We start from the raw sequence: 17,605 nt of genomic DNA, 5'->3' as shown, positions 1-17,605 counted from the left end.
GTCCTGTATCGGTTGATTAGTGTGTCTGTGGAGTGGGAGCATCGTGATCACGCAGCACACGACGCAGGATCTTGCCCACTGGGGACTTGGGAATCTCGTCGACGAAGACGTAGCGCCGCGGGCGCTTGAAGCGGGCCAGGCCTGAGTTCACGCAGTGCCGGTCAAGCTCCTGCTCTTTGATGGTCTGCCTGACCTTGACGAAGGCAGTGACCACTTCGCCCCACTGCTCGTCGGCCAGCCCCACCACCACGACTTCTTCCACCTGGGGGTGCACCGAGAGCACATTCTCGATCTCCACCGGGCTGACGTTCTCGCCGCCTGTGATGATCAGGTCATCGACCCGGCCGGTGACGAACAGGTCGCCATCGGCATCGAAGTAGCCCGTGTCGCTGGTGAAGTACCAGCCCTCCTTGAGCGACTTTTGGTCGGCATCGGGGCGGTGCCAGTAGCCCTGGAAGGCCTCATCACCGTTCATGTCGGCGATGATTTCGCCCTCCTCCCCCACGCCCAGCATCTCGTCAGGCGACTCGGCCCCCACCCGGACGACCCGGATGCGTTGGTTGAGCGCAGGCCGGCCCGACGAGCCCGGCTTGTCACTGGCCCGCTGGTCGATGGTGAAGGTATATATCTCGGAGCTGCCGTAGTGGTTGACGAACAGGCTGGGCCTGAACGCCTCCTGGACACGGGCCATCAGTCCCGCACTCATCGGCGCGCCGGCGAAACCGAGCTTGTCGACGCTGGCCACCCGAGACGAAGAGAACTCGGGGTGCTCGATAAGCATGTGGTAAAGGGTCGGCACCAGGTAGAGGTTGGTCACGCCCTCACGCTCGATGGCGTCCAGCGTCGCCGCAGGATCGAACTTCGGCACGCAGACGAAGTGGCCATCGACCAGCGCCATCGACAGCAGCGAGCGCACGCCCATGGTGTGATAGAGCGGCATTACCCCCAGGGTGCACTCGTCATGGCGATAGAGGTTCTGGGCCACATGGGCCAGCGCTGCGGTGCGCTCGGCGCGATGCAGGCGTGGCACGCCCTTGGGCTTGCCGCTGGTGCCCGAGGTGTAGAGCATCAGCGAGACATCCTCGGCGCCGGCACGTAGCACCAGCTCACCCTCCACACCGAGCAGGGCGTCGAAGTCATGAGCGCCGATGTCCTCGACCTCTCCGGCAGTGATCCGCGGCAGCCGCTGCGCCTCGGCACAGCCGTTCACCGCTTCGGCCACCGACGCGTCATAGGCGAGCGCCTTGACCTCGGCATCCTCGATGCAGTAACTCAGGTCCCGAGCCGTAGACCGCCAGTTGAGGGGGGTCACCACGATCCCGGCGAATTGGCAGGCCCAGTGCAGGGTCGCCATCTGCCAGCGGTTCTGCATCACCACCAGCAGGCGGTCCCCCTTGGTCAGGCCCAGCGCCTCGAGGCTTCTGGCGACACTCTGGATATCCTCGAACCACTCGGCATAGGTCTTGCGAAGCTCGCCATCGGAAATGGCGATCGCCCCGGGGCGACGCTCCACCGACGCGATAAAACTACGACCAAGGTCAAACATCGTTGTTCTCCTGTTGACTGTCGGGCCCGGTCGCCAAGCGGCGCGACCGAGCCACTTCGAGTACCGCCTGGACCATGCCGGTATAGCCAGTGCAACGGCATAGATGGCCGGACAGCATGTCGCGCACCAGGGCCTCGCTGGGGTCGGCCACACGGCTCAGGAACTCCTCGCAGGACATCAGAATCCCCGCGGTACAGAAGCCGCACTGCAGGGCGTGATGACGCCGGAAGGCCTGTTGCAGATCGGAAAGGCCCTCCTCTCCTGCCAGCGACTCGACGGTATCGAGCCGCCGACCCTCGGCCTGTACCGCGAGCATCAGGCAACTACGGCTGGCGCGACCGTCGACGCGCACCGTGCAAGCTCCGCACACGCCGTGCTCGCACCCCACGTGGGTGCCAGTGGCGCCCAGCTCATGACGCAGGAAGTCGCACAGTTGGGTACGGGGCTCGGCATAGCCGCTGCGCTCGCGGCCATTGAGGGTCAGGGTCACGCGGATGCGCTGGTCAGCCTTGGCGTGCATGGGCGATCTCCTCGTCACTTGGCCCACCGGCGATCAACTCCCGGCCGCGCTCACGAATCAATTGGCGGCGATAGGCCGCCGTGGCATGGGCGTCGTCCTCGGCACCCAATGACCAGGCAAAGGCGTTGAGAGTCTCGCCCGGGTCCTCGTGGCGGTCGAATACACGACATACTGGACGGTCGGCGACGCCGCCCACGCCAAGGGTGACTCGCGCCCCGTCGATCACCCCCGCCAGCGCGACGATGGCAAAATCGCCATGTCGCATGGACACTTCCTGGAAGCGGTACTCCAAACCTGGCCGCGCCAAGGGAAAACGCACCTCGGTGATCAGCTCGTCCTGACGGCGATCGGTGGTCAATACGCCCTGGAAGAAGTCCCCCGCCATGACCCGGCGCGACTTGCCGCGGCGGTTCTCGAGCACCACCTGCCCTTCCAGGGTCACCAGGCACAACGGCAACTCCGCACTGGGGTCGGCATGTGCGATGGAACCGCATACGGTGCCACGGTTACGGGTCTGCCAATGGCCGATCCACGGCATCGCCTGGGCCAGCAACGGGACCGCTTCGGCGAGACCGGGATACTCGAGCAGTTCGGCCTGGGTCACCCCGGCGCCCACCGCCAGGTGATCGTCACGGCGCTCGATGAAATGCAGATCCTCGATACCGGCGATATCGATCAGTTGCCTGGGCTGGGCCAGACGCATATTGAGCACCGCCATCAGCGACTGCCCCCCTGCGATCAGCCGGGCGTCATCACCCGCCTCATGCAGTCGCTCGCATGCCTCGCGACGGTTCGACGGGCGTAGATAATCGAAAGCTGCGGGCTTCATGAACGACCTCCCAAGCGGCCGAAAAGGGTCTTGAAGCGCTGCCACAGCGACAGCCGTGGCGCGGTGCCGCCCATCCGCAGTGACAGACGACTGAAAATCTGGCCGATGATCATCCTCGAGGCGCTTTGCAGCATGCGCCCGCCCACCGAGGCGACCTTGCCGCCCACGGAGGCGTCGTAGTCATAGTCGAGGCGGGTATATCCGTCCTCGATCTCGGTCAGGCGAATGCGTGCACTGCCGTCCGCCGAGCCCATGGCGCTGGTACCAGACCCGGAGAGTCGCAGGCTGTGGGGAGGGTCGAGGTCGGAGAGTGCCACCCGCGCATCGAAGCGCGCGCGGATCATTCCTACGCCGACGGTGACATCGGCGCGATAGGCATTCTCCCCGGTAAGTTCCAGGGCATGACAGCCAGGAATGATGGCCTGCAGGGTCTCGGGGTCGAGCAGGGTATCGAAGACCACCCGGGGGCTGCCCGGCAACGTGACCGAGTCGCTGGCGGTGAGCCGCGAGCCACCACCGGCTGCGGGAGCGGCCTGATCCTCGCCCACTCCCTGGGGACACGGAGGCTCATCAATGCCGATCAAGGCGCGTACCTTGGACGGCGTCAGCGGCAGCTCGATATCCGCGATGCCCAACGCGTCGGCCACGGCATTGGCGATGCACACCGGGGTGCTCATGTTGTTCCCTTCACCGACGCCCTTGGCACCCAACGGGGTAAACGGCGACGGCGTCTCCCTGTGCAGGATCAGCGGTTCGGGCACCTCGACACTGGTAGGCACCAGGTAGTCGGCGAAGGTGCCGGACTGAAAGCTGCCATCGTCGCCGTAGGCAAACTCCTCCATCAGCGCCGCCCCAAGCCCCTGGGCGAAGGCCCCGCGGACTTGGCCATCGACCAGGTCGGGATTGAGCAGGCGCCCCGCATCATGCAGGGTGACGTAGCGATCGAGTGTCACCCTGCCGGTGATGCGGTCGATCTCCACGCCGCAGTAGTCGAAGATGAAGCCGTAGCAGAGCGAGCTGTTGATGCGGTCATCGTCGTCCGGTGCCTCGAGCTGGGGCGGCGACCAGAAGGCCGTCTCGCGCAGCCCGCCCGGCTCCCAGTCGGGTAGGGTGCCAGGCGCCCAGTGGGTGGCGCCGGCCAGGCGGCCAAAGGGCATCGTGAGCTCGCCACCCTCCACCCTCACCTGCCCCTCGGCGAAACGGATGCGTGCGGCCTCCACCTGCCACTGGGCGGCGGCGATGCCGGCCAGGCGATCGCGCACCTTCACTGCCGCCTGATAGACGGCCCCAGCCACGGCACCTGAGAACCGACTGGAGTAGTTGCCCGAGGCGATCGACCAGGCATCCTTGCCGGTATCGAGCTCGACATTGACGCTGATCGACTCCAGTGACACCCCGAGCACTTCGGCGATCACCTGGGCGACCACGGTGCGGTGCCCCTGCCCCTGGGGTGTCGAGGAGACATGAGCGCTGATGTCACCCAGCGGTCCTACGCTGATCGTCGCGGTGCTCACCGCACCGTTCTTGGGGCCGGCCTTGCGGCGCTCCTCGGGCGTCATGGCGGTGGTGATGTAGCCCATGTTGGAGATCGACGGCTCCACCGCCACGGTGTAGCCGATGCCATAGAGCCGCCCTTCACGGCGTGCGTTCTCGCGTCGCGCCAACAGCTCGTCCAATCCACCGTCACGAACGCCTTGCTCTACAGAGGCGGGATAGTCACCTGAGTCGAGCAACGCCCCGGCCGCGGCACGGTAGGGGAAGCTCCCGGACGGCACCAGGTTACGGCGGATCACCTCGAGAGGGTCCAGCTCGAGCTCCACGGCGATGCGCTGCATCAGCCGCTCGAGGGCGAAGTAAATCTGGGGGCCGCCGAAGCCACGGTTGAGGCCGGTGGGCGTCTTGTTGGTCAGCGCCACCCGGTTTCGCACCTGGAGATGTTCGATGGCGTAGGCACCTGTCAGGTTGCCGTGCATGCGGTAGAAAGTCGCCGGCTCAGGTGCCCGCAGGTAAGCGCCACAGTCATCGACCTGGTCCCAACGCATCGCGGTGACCCGGCCATCGCCGGTCACCGCCGCCTCGATCTCGGTGACGCGATTGGTGGCCGAGGACGCCCCCTGGAGATGCTCGAGACGATCCTCCACCCACTTGACCGGCGCCCCGGCCTTGCGCGCGGCCAGGCCCATCATCACCACATAGGGAAAGACCCCCTGTTTGATGCCGAAGCTGCCACCAGCGTCCGGTGGGGTACGCAGGCGAAGACGGTTGCCGGGCACATTGAGTGCACGTGCCATCACCGAGTGCAGTGCGTAGGGGCCCTGAAAGTTGGAGAGTACGTCATAGCTGGCACTGGCCGGGTCATACTCGGCGAGGACCACGTAGCACTCCATCGGCGTGCAGGAGCTGCGCGGCACTCGCACCTTGAGCGAGACACGATGCTCAGCCTCGGCAAAGGCCCGCTCGGGATCGCCATAGCGGAAGTGGCGCTCGCTGACGACGTTGCTCCCCACTGCCTCATGGAGCAGTGGAGCCTCTTCAGCGATGGCCGTTTCGGTATCCACCGCGACGGGCAAGATCTCGTACTCGACGCGGATGGCCTCCAGGGCATCCTCGGCAAGATAACGACTCTCGGCCATCACCACGGCAACCGGCTCGCCGACATAGCGCACCTTGTCCACCGCCAGGCACCAGTGCTCCATGGGCTGGCGCACGCCGACCGGAAACGGCCGCGCCCAGCGCTGGATATCCTCGCCGGTCAGGACGGCGTGCACGCCGGGCATGGCCAGCGCCGGCGAGGCGTCAAGGTCGACCAGCCGGGCATGGGCATGGGGTGAACGCAGAACGGCGGCATGCAGGGTGCCTGGCGCCACCGCCAAGTCGTCGGCATAGCGACCACGCCCCTGCAGCAGGGCATCATCCTCGACGCGCGGCTGCCGGCGGCCTATCTGCTTCCCCTGCCCTGTCTGCCGCACTGACTCGAACTTGTTCATATACTCCTCCGCGATAGCCATGGGGAAATGGCTTGCCATCTGGGGGAGTCTATGGAATCAAGGGGAGACCGACCCTGCGCGGCGGAATGGAGTTTGGCCCGAGTATCGGGTGTTTTGCTCGTGAGTCCGATTTGCGACTAAAGGATAAGAAGCTTGCAACGGCTCAACAGACGCCATCAGAACGTAAGAAGGCGGCCCTTGGGCCGCCTTCTGGAAGAATATGAAGCTCGTTATAACGCTCAGTCGAAATCGATACCGATACGCCGTCCCACTTCTTCGTAGGCCTCGATAACACCGCCCAGCCCCTGGCGGAAACGGTCCTTGTCCATCTTGTTGCGCGTCTCGGCGTCCCACAGGCGGCAGCCGTCCGGCGAAAACTCATCGCCAAGCACGATCTCGCCCTTGAACAGGCCGAACTCCAGCTTGTAGTCGACCAGCAGCAACCCGCCATCGGCGAACAGCTGCTTGAGCACCTCATTGACCTTGAAGGTCAGCGTCTTCATCTCGGCGAGCTGTTCCGGCGTGGCCCAGCCGAAGGTCTCGGCCAGCGACTCGTTGATCATTGGATCGTGCAGGGCGTCGTTCTTGAGGAAAAGCTCGAAGGTGGGCGGGGTGAGTTCACGCCCCTCCTCGACGCCGAGACGCTTGACCAAACCACCGGCGGCGATGTTACGCACCACGCATTCCACCGGAATCATGTCGAGCTTCTTGACCAGACTCTCGGTATCGGAAAGACACTTCTCGAAGTGGGTGGGAACGCCAGCCGCGGCCAGTTTCTCCATGATGAAGGCATTGAAGCGATTGTTGACCATGCCCTTGCGCGCCAGCGACTCCATGCGCTCGCCATCGAAGGCGCTGGTGTCGTCACGAAAATGCAGGACGAGCAGATCGGGATCGTCGGTGGCATACACCGATTTGGCCTTGCCGGCGTAGAGTTCTTGGCGCTTTTCCATGGGAGTCTCCAGAAAGATGACGCGTGACGATTAGGATGGCCGTTCAGTAGATCGCCTGCCAATGCAGCCCGCTGTCCTGGGCGGCAACCGTCAGGCGAGACGCATCGCCGTCGAGCAGCGGCGTCAAGGCCTCGAGGGCGAGCTCGGGGCGGTTGTTGTGTTCCGAGAGATGGGAGCAGACGATACGCTGCAGCCGATCGAGCCCCAGGTGCCGTAGCAGCGCCGCGGCCTGGACGTTGGCCAGATGCCCCCAGTTGCCGCCGACGCGGCGCTTGAGCCGCGGTGGGTAGGGCCCGACCTCGAGCATGTGTCGGTCGTGGTTGCACTCGAGGATGAGGGCATCGCAGCCGCGGAAGGCCTCGACCACGTGGTCGGTGGGATGGCCCAGGTCGGTCAGCACGCCGAGGTGCCGACCATGCGACTCGAAGCGGAACTGGACCGGCTCACGGGCGTCGTGGGGTACGGTGAACGGGTCGATCGTGAGGCTCTTCACCGCGAAGCGCAGCTGCGGTGTGATCCAGTATCGCTGCGGCACCTCGCCCAGACGCCCGGAGAGCCAGGTGCCCGGCGTAATGTAGACCGGCACCGCATGACGACGTGCCAGGGGCCCCACCCCGCGCAGATGATCGCCATGCTCGTGAGTGACCAGCACGGCATCGAGCTGACGCGGATGCAGGCCGACACGCGCCAGTCGCCGCTCGGCCTCCCGCAAGCCGAAGCCGCAGTCGACCAGCACCGTGGTCTCGCCGTCGCTGACCAAGGTGGCATTGCCCTTGCTGCCGCTGCCGAGCGAGGCGAAGCGAAGCTTGCCCTCGGTCGGCAGCAGCTCGTTGGCCGCCCCCTGCGGCATTAGCGCAACATGCCCGACACCCGCTCGAGCAGCTCGCGGGCGTCTCCTTCGGTGAAGCGCCGCTCGCTCTCGTTGACGGCACGTAGCGTAGTGCGTTCGGGGCCATCGGACTCGAGCACCAGGCGGATCTCCTGAGGCATCTGGCGTACGTCGGGACTGAGAATGATCTGCAGCATGCCGCGATCACGCTCGGAAGCGGTCATGTAGCTGACCAGGAAATCATGCTGCTCGGGGTTCTGCTCGAGCAGTACGCGCCGGTTCTCCACGCTGAAGTCGGCTTCAAGCTGATGGCTCAGCTCGGCCCAGACACGATCGATGGCGAGCGGAATGCGCACGACCCACTCGCCGCTGGCGAGCTGCTCGAAGCGCAGGCGGTCCTCGCTGGCAATCTGCTGACCCGCCAGCGAGGCGGCACTGGCGGTGGCGCTACGCGCGCTGAAGTGCTGCTCCAGCGCATCGAGACAGGCCGCTACCGGGCGACCGTTCTGGTCACAGCGCACCTCGCTGTCGCCGGCGCGCAACCCCTGGCGCACGCTCAGCCGGCCCTGGGCCGTCTCCAGCACACCGCGGGCATCATCGCTGGATTGCACCTGCAGGCCGCGAGCGCGGGCGAAATCCTGCAGTTGCGGCCACACCATTCCCGGATCGGCGCCGATCACCAGCCAACGGTCGTTGCCGACCTCGCGCCGCTCGACAAAGTCCCGCTCCACGGCACCACCGGACACCAGGCGCTTGGGGCTCGGCGCTTCGAAACCGTCATCACGCCTGTTCAGCGAGCCACTGGCTTCCGGCACCGGCATGGCATCGCGATAGCGCTGCTCGTTGCGTCCTTGCGGCAGGACCAGGGGCGCACTGCGCTGGGCCTCCACGTAATCGATGTTGCGATCGTCATAGAAGCCTTCTCGGGCACAGCCAGCGGTGGCCAGGGCAGCGACAGCCACCAGCGGCATCCATTTCAGCGCAGAGTTCATGCATTCACCTTGCAGTCAGATTTTCGGGGCGGCGGGAGCGTTCCACGCCGCCTCAATCGTCGATCACGCCGGCCAGTTGCAGGGCCTCGTCCACCGTCGCATGGTACTTGCCGGACAGCCAGGTAAGCGGCAGGCGAATGCCTTGCTCGATCATGCCCATGCGGTGCAGCGCCCACTTGACCGGAATCGGATTGGATTCGATGCCCAGATTGGTATGCAGCGGCATCAGCCGGGTATTGATCTGGTGCGCGCGATCGGCATCACCGGCGACCGCGGCAACGCACAGCTCGTGCATGGCCTTGGGCGCCACGTTGGCGGTCACCGAGATGTCGCCGTTGCCGCCCATCAGCATGAACTCGCAGGCAGTGGCGTCGTCACCGGAGTAGAGCATGAAACCGCTGCCCTCGAGCCGTGCGATGAGGTCCTCAGCGCGCTCCAGGTTGCCGGTGGCATCCTTGAGGCCGACGATATTGTCGACCTCGGCCAGGCGCAACACGGTTTCGTTGTAGAGATCGGAGCAGGTACGGCCGGGCACATTGTAGAGGATCACCGGCAGGCGGCTGCCCTCGGCCACCGCCTTGAAGTGGCGATAGAGCCCTTCCTGGGTGGGCTTGTTGTAGTAGGGGCATACCGACAGGCAGTAGTCGGCCCCCACCTCGCTGGCGTAGCGCGCCAGCTCCACGGCCTCGGAGGTGGCGTTGGCCCCGGTGCCGGCAATGACCGGAATACGGCCGTCGACCTCCTCCACCACGGCGCGAATCACGTCGAAGTGCTCGGCGAAGGACATGGTGGTGGGCTCGCCGGTGGTACCGGCCGCGACGATGCCGTCGGTGCCGTTCTCCAGGTGGAAGTTCACCAAACGGCGCAACGCCTCCCAGTCGATATCGCCATTGGCCTTCATCGGCGTCGCCAGGGCGACGATACTGCCAGTGATCATCCTCTCTTCCTCTACGCAATGGCCGCTCATGCCGCGCTCGGCTGCCGCCTCGACAGCATCGCAAGCAAAGGGTAAATGGTACTCAGGCGGCACAGGCCTGTACAGCACGGCCGACGCGCTCTTTGACAGCACATCTCGGCATGCGTGTAATTAACCGCTCCCCACCCCGTCAAGGAGCTTCTCATGACGCTTGCCATCGGCCAACCGGTGCCCGACTTCAGCGCCACCGCCACCGGCGACACCGTCGTTTCTCTCGCCGCCCTCGCGGGCCGCCAGGTAGTGATCTACTTCTACCCCAAGGCCAGCACGCCCGGCTGCACCACCGAAGGTGGCGACTTCCGCGACCGCAAGGCCGAGTTCGACGCGGCCAACACCGTCATCCTCGGCGTCTCGCGCGACGGGCTACGCGCGCAGGAGAACTTCAAGGCCAAGCAGGCCTTCAACTTCGAACTGATTTCCGACAAGGACGAGGAAGTCTGCCGGCTGTTCGATGTCATCAAGCTGAAGAAGTTGTACGGCAAGGAGCACCTCGGCATCGAACGCAGCACCTTCCTGATCGACGCCGATGGCAAGCTTGCCCGAGAGTGGCGCGGCGTCAAGGTCAAGGGGCACGCACAGGAGGTTCTCGAAGCCGCCCAGGCACTCCACGCCGCCCGCTGAGTCCACCGGAGCCTCGCCCGGTAACTGCCGGGCGGGGTCGTCCTACTCCCCGCCCTGTTGCTTCAGCTCGACGGGCTGCTGTGCATCGTGGTACTGCCTGATACCTCGCGGCCAGGCATAGACCAACGCCTTGAGCAAGGTCGCCAAGGGGATGGCGAAGAAAACGCCCCAGAAGCCCCAGACCCCGCCGAAGAACAGTACCGCCAGTATGATCGAGACCGGATGCAGGTTGACCGCCTCGGAGAACAGAATCGGCACCAGCACATTGCCGTCCAGCGCCTGTATCACGCCATAGGCGACCAGCACATAAAGGAACTGATCGCTCATGCCGAAGTGAAACCCCGCCACGGCTGCCACCGGCAGGGTTGCCACGGCGGCCCCGATGTAGGGCACCAGCACCGAACAGCCCACCAGCACCGCAAGCAACGCCGAATAGGGCAGGCCGAAAAAGGCGAAGGTGAAGAACGACACGGTGCCGACGATGATGATCTCAATGAACTTGCCACGCACGTAGTTGGCGATCTGGGCATCCATTTCCTGCCAGATGCGCGTCATCAGCGAGCGCTGCTGCGGCAACAGTGACAGGGTGAAGCCGATCAACTGTTCGCGATCCTTGAGCAGGAAGAAGACCAGGATCGGCACCAGCACAAGATAGATGATCAACGCCAGCATGTTGCCCAGCGACGCCAGCGAGAGCGTCAGCGCACGCTGGCCGAACTGGGTCAGTTCACGGCCGGCGACGGCGATCCACTCCTGCACTTGGTCAGGCGTGACGAAGTTGGGGTAGCGCGCCTGCAGGTCATCCAGCCAGCGCTGTCCACTGGCAACGATGCGCGGCGTTTCCTGTACCAACCCGACGAGTTGGTTCCATATCAGCGGCATCAGAATGAAGGCCAGCGCCAGCAGCACGCCGATGAAGGCGAGAAACACGACGATGACCGAGATCAGGTGAGGGATACCGCGCTGGGTCAGGGCAGTGACCCCGCCCTGCAGCAGGAAAGCGATTACCAGAGCGGTGAGGAAGGGCGCGAGCATGCGGCCGAGCAGGATTACCGCGGCAAAGCCCAACACCAGCAACACCAGCAGGATCACCGCCTCCTCGTCGGAGAAGTAGTGTTCGACCCAGCCCTTGAACACTTGACGCAGGGTCATGGAGTCGGCTCCTCACCACCCTTGCGCAGCCAGTAGTGGTAGACCTCGCCCCGCTCTTCTCGGGCGATCAGCTCATGGACGCTGTGATCGGCGAAGGTCTCGAAGTCGCGCCAGGAACCGGCATCGGTCGCCAGGATCTCGAGTACCAGGCCGGCCTCGAGCCGAGCCAATACCTGCTTCGCCTTCAATAGTGGCAGCGGGCAGGGCAAGCCGCAGGCATCGAGCACTTCATCTGGTTGCACAGCCATGTCGTCTCCCGGGAAAATAGCGAGCGCTCGTGCGCTTGGGGCAACATGCCCTTGCAGCAAAGCGTAAAACCCTTGAGATTTAAAGGCACTTTGCAGGCCGAATCAATGTCGGATAGAGAACCGACCGCCGCTTCGAAAGAGACTGGCACATGCTGCGCAAGCCCCGAACCTGCCTGACCACCGCTACCATGGCGTTGACGCTGACGCTGGCCGCCCCCCTCCCGGCAAGCGCCACGGAGGACTATGGGCTGCCCAACCTGACCGGTAGCAGTCAGGCCATCACCGGCGAGGAGTTCCGCCTGGGTCGCGCCTGGCTACGCCAATTCCGCGCTCGAACGCCGGCCTGGCAAGACCCCCTTGCCCAGGAGTACGTAGAGTCGCTGGTGTCGCGCCTGCTCCCACATAGCGGGCTGACCGACACCAGTACCGTGGTGGCACTGGTGGACAACCGCGCCCTCAATGCCTTCGCCGTGCCGGGTGGCGTGATCGGCGTCAACGCCGGGCTGTTCGCCTTCGCCAGCGAGGAGGATGCCGTCGCCTCGGTATTGGCGCACGAGCTCGGCCATTTGTCGCAGCGCCACTATTCGCGCGGTCAGGCACGCGCCGAACAGACGCAGTTGCCGGCCATGGCGGCGATGCTGGCCGGCATGCTGATCGCCGCCAGCGGCGGCGGCGATGCCGGTATCGCTGCCGCCATGGGCTCACAAGCCGCCTTCGTCCAGGACCAGTTGGCCTATTCACGGCGCTTCGAGCAGGAAGCCGATCGCCTCGGCCTGCTGACCATGGCCCAGGCCGGCTTCGACCCCGACGCCATGGTCAGAATGTTCCGCGCCATGCAGCGCCAGGTGAGCCTGCAGGGCGGCAATCCGCCGGAATTCCTGCTCACCCACCCGCTGACCGAGTCGCGCATCAGCGACGCCGAGTCCCGCGCCTCACAGCTCGCCCCCAGGCGTCCCCGCGAAGAGGATGACCCGAGCTATCATCTAGTGCGCGCCCGGGCACTGCTGGCAGTGAATCAGCGTGACCCGCAGCAGGCCGCGACGCGCCTGGCGCAAGATGACGCCCCGGCCGTCGCCAGGCGTTATCTGGACGCCCTGATCGCTGCCCGTCAGGGCCAGACCGACAGCGCGCTGAGCCAGCTCGACCGCCTTGCCCAGGAGCTGCCCGACCTGGCCATCATGCCGGTCAGCGCCGCCGAGGTCGCCTTCGATGCTGGTCGTTACGATGAAGCCATCGAGCGCAGCCGACGCCTGCTGCGACTGATGCCGGGTCACATGCCGGCCACGCGCATCCTGGGTGAAGCGCTGCTCCAACGCGATCCCAACGAGGCCTACCGAGTCCTCAATGAGCTGGCCAACCGTCGCCCCGAGGACCCACAGGTCTTCACCCTGCTCGCCGAAGCCGCCGGCCGCAGCGGCCGTGAGGCCTGGGGCCACCTGGCGCGGGCCGAACAGATGCAGCTCACCGGCGACATTCAACGCGCGATTCGTCAGCTCGATGTGGCCCGTCAAGTCGCTGAGCGCAGCGGCGATACCAACGCCCTGGCGCGCATCGAGCAGCGACGCGAAGACTTCGTGGGCTATCGCGAGACGATGGAGAAATTCTGAGCTGCGAGCCAAGCAAAAGCCCGTGACGCTGTCACGGGCTTTTTTGCCGAAGCTCAGGAATTGAAATTGAGCATGCGCTCGAGCGGCTTGAGCGCCTTCAGGCGCAGCTCGGCGTCGACGAAGATCTCGCCGCTGCCCTCGCGCAGGGCGCCGGCCAGGTTGTCCAGGGCATTCATCGCCATCCACGGGCAATGGGCACAGCTGCGACAGGTGGCGCCGTTGCCGGCAGTGGGGGCTTCGAACAGGGTCTTCTCCGGTACCATCTGCTGCATCTTGAAGAAGATGCCACGGTCGGTGGCCACGATCAGCTTGTCGTGGGGCAGCTCCTTGGCCGCCTTGATCAATTGCGAGGTGGAGCCGGCCACATCGGCGAGTGCCACCACCGAGGCGGGAGACTCCGGATGCACAAGCACGGCAGCGTCGGGGTAGAGCCCTTTCAGGTCCTCGATGCCCTTGGCCTTGAACTCCTCGTGGACGATGCAGGCGCCGTCCCACAGCAGCATGTCGGCGCCGGTCTTCTGCTGGATGTAGCCTCCCAGGTGCTTGTCCGGCGCCCACAGGATCTTCTCGCCACGCGCCTGCAGGTACTCGATGACGTCCACCGCGATGGAAGAGGTCACCACCCAGTCAGCGCGCGCCTTCACTGCCGCCGAGGTGTTGGCATAGACCACCACGGTGCGCTCGGGATGTTGATCGCAAAAAGCGCTGAACTCATCGGCAGGACAGCCGACATCGAGTGAGCAGGTCGCCTCCAGCGTGGGCATCAGCACGCGCTTCTCGGGCGACAGAATCTTGGCCGTCTCACCCATGAAGCGCACGCCGGCCACCACTAGGGTGTCGGCTTCATGGCGTGCCCCGAAACGGGCCATCTCCAGCGAATCGGCTACGCAGCCACCGGTCTCCTCGGCCAGCTGCTGGATCGCGTCGTCGGTGTAGTAATGCGCCACGAGCACGGCATTGTGCTGCTCGAGCAGACGCTTGATCTCGTCGATGCGCGCCTCGTCCTCGGCGGGAATGCGGGTCGGGCAGTAGGCGCGGGCGAGATGCTCGCGTACCTCGAGGCGGGAAGTCATGATCGTCATCGTGTCTACCACTGTGACTGCAGGGGCTCCCCCTGCGTGTACCGGGTGTATCGCAAGCCGTACGCTCCGCACGGACGATACGCCTGGGCTGCCAGTGGCGTCTCTCGCCACTTCAGCCCCTCACGCGAGTTTACCTCACTTCGCCGTTTGCGACACCTGCCGACCAACGGCGGGTCCAGGCACACTCACGCTAGTACCAAATGCGGTTCGTGCCTCCCTATTTCAAGGGGTACGCGTTCAAGGGGCACGCGGGCCGAAAGCAAAGCGCCCCCGCCTCTTACGAAGCGGGGGCGCAAAATCTGGTGGGTCGTGTAGGATTCGAACCTACGACCAATTGGTTAAAAGCCAACTGCTCTACCAACTGAGCTAACGACCCAGCACTTGCCAGCAAGCATCCAGGTCCGGAAATGGTGGGTCGTGTAGGATTCGAACCTACGACCAATTGGTTAAAAGCCAACTGCTCTACCAACTGAGCTAACGACCCTTCCGAACGGGTGCAGATATTACTGATCGCACCCTTGGCTGGCAAGGACTTTTTTGACTTTCGTCCTGCCTCGGCCCCTACCTACCGTTGGAATTCCTGGGCTTGCGCATCGCCTGGACCGGGCGCCGCTTGTTCTTGTCGCGGCTCCAGCGGTTTTTCTCGTCCGGAGTCAACTCGGGCACCTTGCGCGGCGTCAGGCCGGCGGACTGCGCCAGGTCGTCGATCTCGTCCTGGGAGAGCTCCACCCACTCGCCGGCCTTGGCCCGCTTGTCGAGAAAGATGTTGCCGTAGCGTACCCGCTTGAGGCGGCTCACGGTCAGTCCCTGTGATTCCCACAGCCGGCGCACCTCGCGGTTGCGCCCCTCCATGATCACCACGTGGAACCAGGTGTTGATGCCTTCGCCGCCGAATTCCTGCACGTCGGTGAAGCGCGCCGGGCCGTCCTCGAGCATGACGCCCTCGACCATCGCCACCACGTGCTCCTTGCGCACCTCGCCCATCACCCGCACGGCATACTCGCGCTCGATCTGGGTGGAGGGGTGCATCAGCCGGTTGGCCAATTCGCCGTCGGTGGTGAACAGCAGCAGCCCGCTGGTGTTGATGTCCAGGCGGCCGATGGCAATCCAGCGCTCGCCTTTGAGGCGCGGCAGGCGTTCGAACACGGTGCGTCGGCCCTCCGGATCCTTGCGCGTGCACAGCTCGCCCTCCGGCTTGTTGTACATGATCACCCGGCGCGGCGTCTCCTCGGCCCCACGCAGGGTCACCGGGCGGTCGTCGAAGGCGACCCGGTCGCGCATTTCGATACGATCGCCGAGCGAGGCAACCTTGCCGTTGACCTTGACGCGCCCAGCCTCGATGGCCGCTTCCATCTCGCGGCGCGAGCCCAGCCCGGCGCGGGCCAGGACCTTCTGCAGTTTTTCGGTGTTGCTAGTCATGTGTCGTCTGACTTCTCGTCTACGGTGGATTCCGCCCCCGCTCCGCCATCATCGTCGACGCTGGTGCGGGCACGTTCGGCCAGGCGCGCCTCGAGATCGGCGAAACTCAGCCCTGGCCTGTCGGACGCCTTCCCGGCGTGTGGTTCGTCGGCCGTCCCGGCCGTCGTTTCGGCAAGCGTATCATCTGTAGCGACACGCCCATTCGCCTCGTTCTCGTCGTCGCCTTCGCCGACGTCTTCCCCTCCGGTCGCCGGCTCGTCGGCCTGCGCCAACAGGGCACTGGGCGGCGGCGCTTCGTCCTCGAAGATCGGCTCCGCCATCCCCTTCAGCTCATGCATGGGCGGCAATTCGTCCAACGTCTTGAGCCCGAAATCGTCGAGGAACTGGCGGGTGGTGGCATAGACCGCTGGCCGGCCCGGCACGTCACGATGACCGACCACACGAATCCAGCCGCGCTCGGCCAGCGTGCGCATGATCGAACTGCTCACCGCCACCCCGCGCACCTCCTCGATATCGCCGCGGGTCACCGGCTGGCGATAGGCGATCAATGCCAGGGTTTCCAGCAACGCCCGGGAGTAGCGCTGCGGGCGTTCGTCCCACAGCCGCGAGACCCAGGGCGACAGTCGCGGACGAATGCGCAGCTGGTAGCCCGAGGCGGTCTCGATCAGCTCCATGGCACCGCGGTCATGGCGCACCGCGACCCGCTCCAGCGCCTCGCGCAGTGTGCGCCGCTGCGGTCGCTCGTGGTCGTCGAACAGCCCTTCGAGGCGCTCCAGCGATAGCGGCTCGGCGGCTGCCAGCAGCGCCGCCTCGAGAATCTCGTCGAGGCTGTCGGGCAACTCCAAGGCGGTCATGCGGTGTCATCCCCTCGCGACATGCTCTGCTCTTCTTCGCCCCACGTCGCTTCGGCATAGGGCACCTCGACATAGGGCTCTTCGGCAAAGGGACTCTCGACATCGGTGCCGTCGTCGTAGGCCTCCTCCTCCGGCGTCTCTCGCGGTGTGCGGGCGCGTACATGGATCGGCGATAGCGGCGCATTCTGCACGATCTCGATCATCGCCTCCTTGGCCAGTTCGAGAATGGCCATGAAGGTGACGATCACCCCGGCTCGCCCTTCCTCCAGGGTGAAGAGGGCCTCGAACGGCGTGTAATGCTCATGATTGAGCCGCTCCATGATCGCCAGCATGCGCTCGCGGGTCGAGAGTACCTCGCGCCCCACCTGGTGGGCCTGGTTGAGCTCGGCCCGACGCAGGATGCCGGCCAGCGCCCCAAGCAGCTCGTCGAGTTCCACGTCGGGGTGGATGACCCGCGCCTGCAACGGCGGCAGCGCGGCCCGCGCCGGGAACCAGTCGCGGCCCACCCGCGGCAGCTCGGCCAGCGCCTCGGCGGCACTCTTGAGCTGCTCGTACTCCTGCAGGCGGCGGATCAGCTCGGCGCGAGGATCCTCCTCCTCGTCTTCGCTCCCCTCCTTGGGCGGGCGCGGCAGCAGGGTGCGCGACTTGATCTCGGCCAGCATCGCCGCCATCAGCAGATATTCGCCGGCCAGCTCGATCTCCATGGCCTTCATCAACTCCACGTACTCGATGTACTGGCGGGTGATGGCAGCTACGTCGATGGCCAGGATATCCAGGTTCTGGCGACGAATCAGGTAAAGCAGCAGGTCGAGCGGGCCCTCGAAGGCTTCGAGAAAGATGCGCAGCGCTTCCGGCGGGATGTAGAGATCCTCGGGCAGCTCGGTGATCGGCTCGTCAAACAGGCGCGCCAGTGCCTCCGTCTGCACCGCGGCATCGGGCGTCTCGTGCCGCTCGGGCGTGTCTGTCTGGGGCATCTCGCTCACGCGGGGC

The 17,605-nt window shown here is 65.3% G+C and carries 16 protein-coding genes and 2 tRNA genes; 2 read left to right on the top strand and 16 right to left on the bottom strand.

What is annotated here, in order from left to right; all coding sequences use genetic code 11:
* Positions 1-16: 16 nt before the first annotated feature.
* From KPL81_RS06640 to dapA, 8 genes are all read right to left on the bottom strand, one after another.
* Positions 17-1,546, bottom strand: a complete 1,530-nt coding sequence (locus KPL81_RS06640) for an AMP-binding protein (RefSeq protein WP_219791170.1) — start codon at positions 1,544-1,546, stop codon at positions 17-19.
* Positions 1,539-2,066: a (2Fe-2S)-binding protein gene (locus KPL81_RS06635; RefSeq protein WP_219791169.1), complete on the bottom strand. Its 528-nt coding sequence runs from the start codon at positions 2,064-2,066 to the stop codon at positions 1,539-1,541. The genes KPL81_RS06640 and KPL81_RS06635 overlap by 8 nt, the downstream gene beginning before the upstream one ends.
* Complete coding sequence (locus tag KPL81_RS06630) at positions 2,050-2,895, bottom strand: FAD binding domain-containing protein (protein WP_219791168.1); 846 nt, start codon at positions 2,893-2,895, stop codon at positions 2,050-2,052. The genes KPL81_RS06635 and KPL81_RS06630 overlap by 17 nt, the downstream gene beginning before the upstream one ends.
* Positions 2,892-5,882, bottom strand: a complete 2,991-nt coding sequence (locus KPL81_RS06625; RefSeq protein WP_219791167.1) for a xanthine dehydrogenase family protein molybdopterin-binding subunit — start codon at positions 5,880-5,882, stop codon at positions 2,892-2,894. The genes KPL81_RS06630 and KPL81_RS06625 overlap by 4 nt, the downstream gene beginning before the upstream one ends.
* Before the next feature lie 239 nt (positions 5,883-6,121).
* Positions 6,122-6,835, bottom strand: a complete 714-nt coding sequence (gene purC / locus KPL81_RS06620; RefSeq protein ID WP_219791166.1) for a phosphoribosylaminoimidazolesuccinocarboxamide synthase — start codon at positions 6,833-6,835, stop codon at positions 6,122-6,124.
* A gap of 43 nt (positions 6,836-6,878) precedes the next feature.
* Positions 6,879-7,685 (bottom strand): MBL fold metallo-hydrolase, encoded by an 807-nt coding sequence (locus KPL81_RS06615; RefSeq protein WP_219791165.1) that lies wholly within the window; start codon positions 7,683-7,685, stop codon positions 6,879-6,881.
* Positions 7,685-8,656 (bottom strand): lipoprotein, NlpB, encoded by a 972-nt coding sequence (locus KPL81_RS06610; protein WP_240549083.1) that lies wholly within the window; start codon positions 8,654-8,656, stop codon positions 7,685-7,687. Before KPL81_RS06610 ends, KPL81_RS06615 begins: the two co-directional genes overlap by 1 nt.
* Positions 8,657-8,708: 52 nt before the next feature.
* Positions 8,709-9,593, bottom strand: coding sequence for a 4-hydroxy-tetrahydrodipicolinate synthase (gene dapA, locus KPL81_RS06605; protein WP_209476506.1), 885 nt, complete (start codon positions 9,591-9,593; stop codon positions 8,709-8,711).
* Between the two features lie 183 nt (positions 9,594-9,776).
* Here dapA and KPL81_RS06600 point away from each other — a divergent pair, with 183 nt between their 5' ends.
* Positions 9,777-10,253 (top strand): peroxiredoxin, encoded by a 477-nt coding sequence (locus tag KPL81_RS06600; protein WP_209476504.1) that lies wholly within the window; start codon positions 9,777-9,779, stop codon positions 10,251-10,253.
* 42 nt (positions 10,254-10,295) lie between these two features.
* Here KPL81_RS06600 and KPL81_RS06595 read toward each other — a convergent pair whose 3' ends face one another.
* Positions 10,296-11,405: an AI-2E family transporter gene (locus tag KPL81_RS06595; protein WP_209476502.1), complete on the bottom strand. Its 1,110-nt coding sequence runs from the start codon at positions 11,403-11,405 to the stop codon at positions 10,296-10,298.
* Positions 11,402-11,653, bottom strand: a complete 252-nt coding sequence (locus tag KPL81_RS06590) for a sulfurtransferase TusA family protein (RefSeq protein ID WP_209476500.1) — start codon at positions 11,651-11,653, stop codon at positions 11,402-11,404. The genes KPL81_RS06595 and KPL81_RS06590 overlap by 4 nt, the downstream gene beginning before the upstream one ends.
* Before the next feature lie 149 nt (positions 11,654-11,802).
* Between KPL81_RS06590 and KPL81_RS06585 the strand changes: the two genes are divergently transcribed.
* Complete coding sequence (locus tag KPL81_RS06585; RefSeq protein WP_219791164.1) at positions 11,803-13,260, top strand: M48 family metalloprotease; 1,458 nt, start codon at positions 11,803-11,805, stop codon at positions 13,258-13,260.
* 53 nt (positions 13,261-13,313) lie between these two features.
* Here the strand turns inward: KPL81_RS06585 and nadA are convergent, their stop codons facing one another.
* From nadA to KPL81_RS06555, 6 genes are all read right to left on the bottom strand, one after another.
* A complete protein-coding gene (gene nadA / locus KPL81_RS06580) occupies positions 13,314-14,342 on the bottom strand; it encodes a quinolinate synthase NadA (protein ID WP_420827854.1) in 1,029 nt (342 codons plus the stop codon).
* A gap of 300 nt (positions 14,343-14,642) precedes the next feature.
* Positions 14,643-14,718 (bottom strand) — tRNA-Lys (locus tag KPL81_RS06575).
* A 32-nt stretch (positions 14,719-14,750) separates the two neighbouring features.
* A tRNA-Lys gene (locus KPL81_RS06570) sits at positions 14,751-14,826 on the bottom strand.
* Between the two features lie 77 nt (positions 14,827-14,903).
* Positions 14,904-15,761 carry a 23S rRNA pseudouridine(2605) synthase RluB gene (gene rluB / locus KPL81_RS06565; RefSeq protein WP_219791163.1) on the bottom strand — a complete coding sequence of 286 codons (858 nt, stop codon included), beginning with the start codon at positions 15,759-15,761 and terminating at the stop codon, positions 14,904-14,906.
* Positions 15,758-16,615: an SMC-Scp complex subunit ScpB gene (gene scpB / locus KPL81_RS06560; protein WP_219791162.1), complete on the bottom strand. Its 858-nt coding sequence runs from the start codon at positions 16,613-16,615 to the stop codon at positions 15,758-15,760. The genes rluB and scpB overlap by 4 nt, the downstream gene beginning before the upstream one ends.
* On the bottom strand, positions 16,612-17,589 hold the full coding sequence (locus tag KPL81_RS06555; protein ID WP_240549126.1) for a segregation and condensation protein A: 978 nt from the start codon (positions 17,587-17,589) through the stop codon (positions 16,612-16,614). Before KPL81_RS06555 ends, scpB begins: the two co-directional genes overlap by 4 nt.
* Positions 17,590-17,605 lie beyond the last annotated feature (16 nt).

The sequence above is a fragment of the Billgrantia antri genome, from assembly GCF_019430905.1.
Classification (GTDB): domain Bacteria; phylum Pseudomonadota; class Gammaproteobacteria; order Pseudomonadales; family Halomonadaceae; genus Halomonas; species Halomonas antri.
This window is presented reverse-complemented; position numbering and strand designations above follow the sequence as displayed.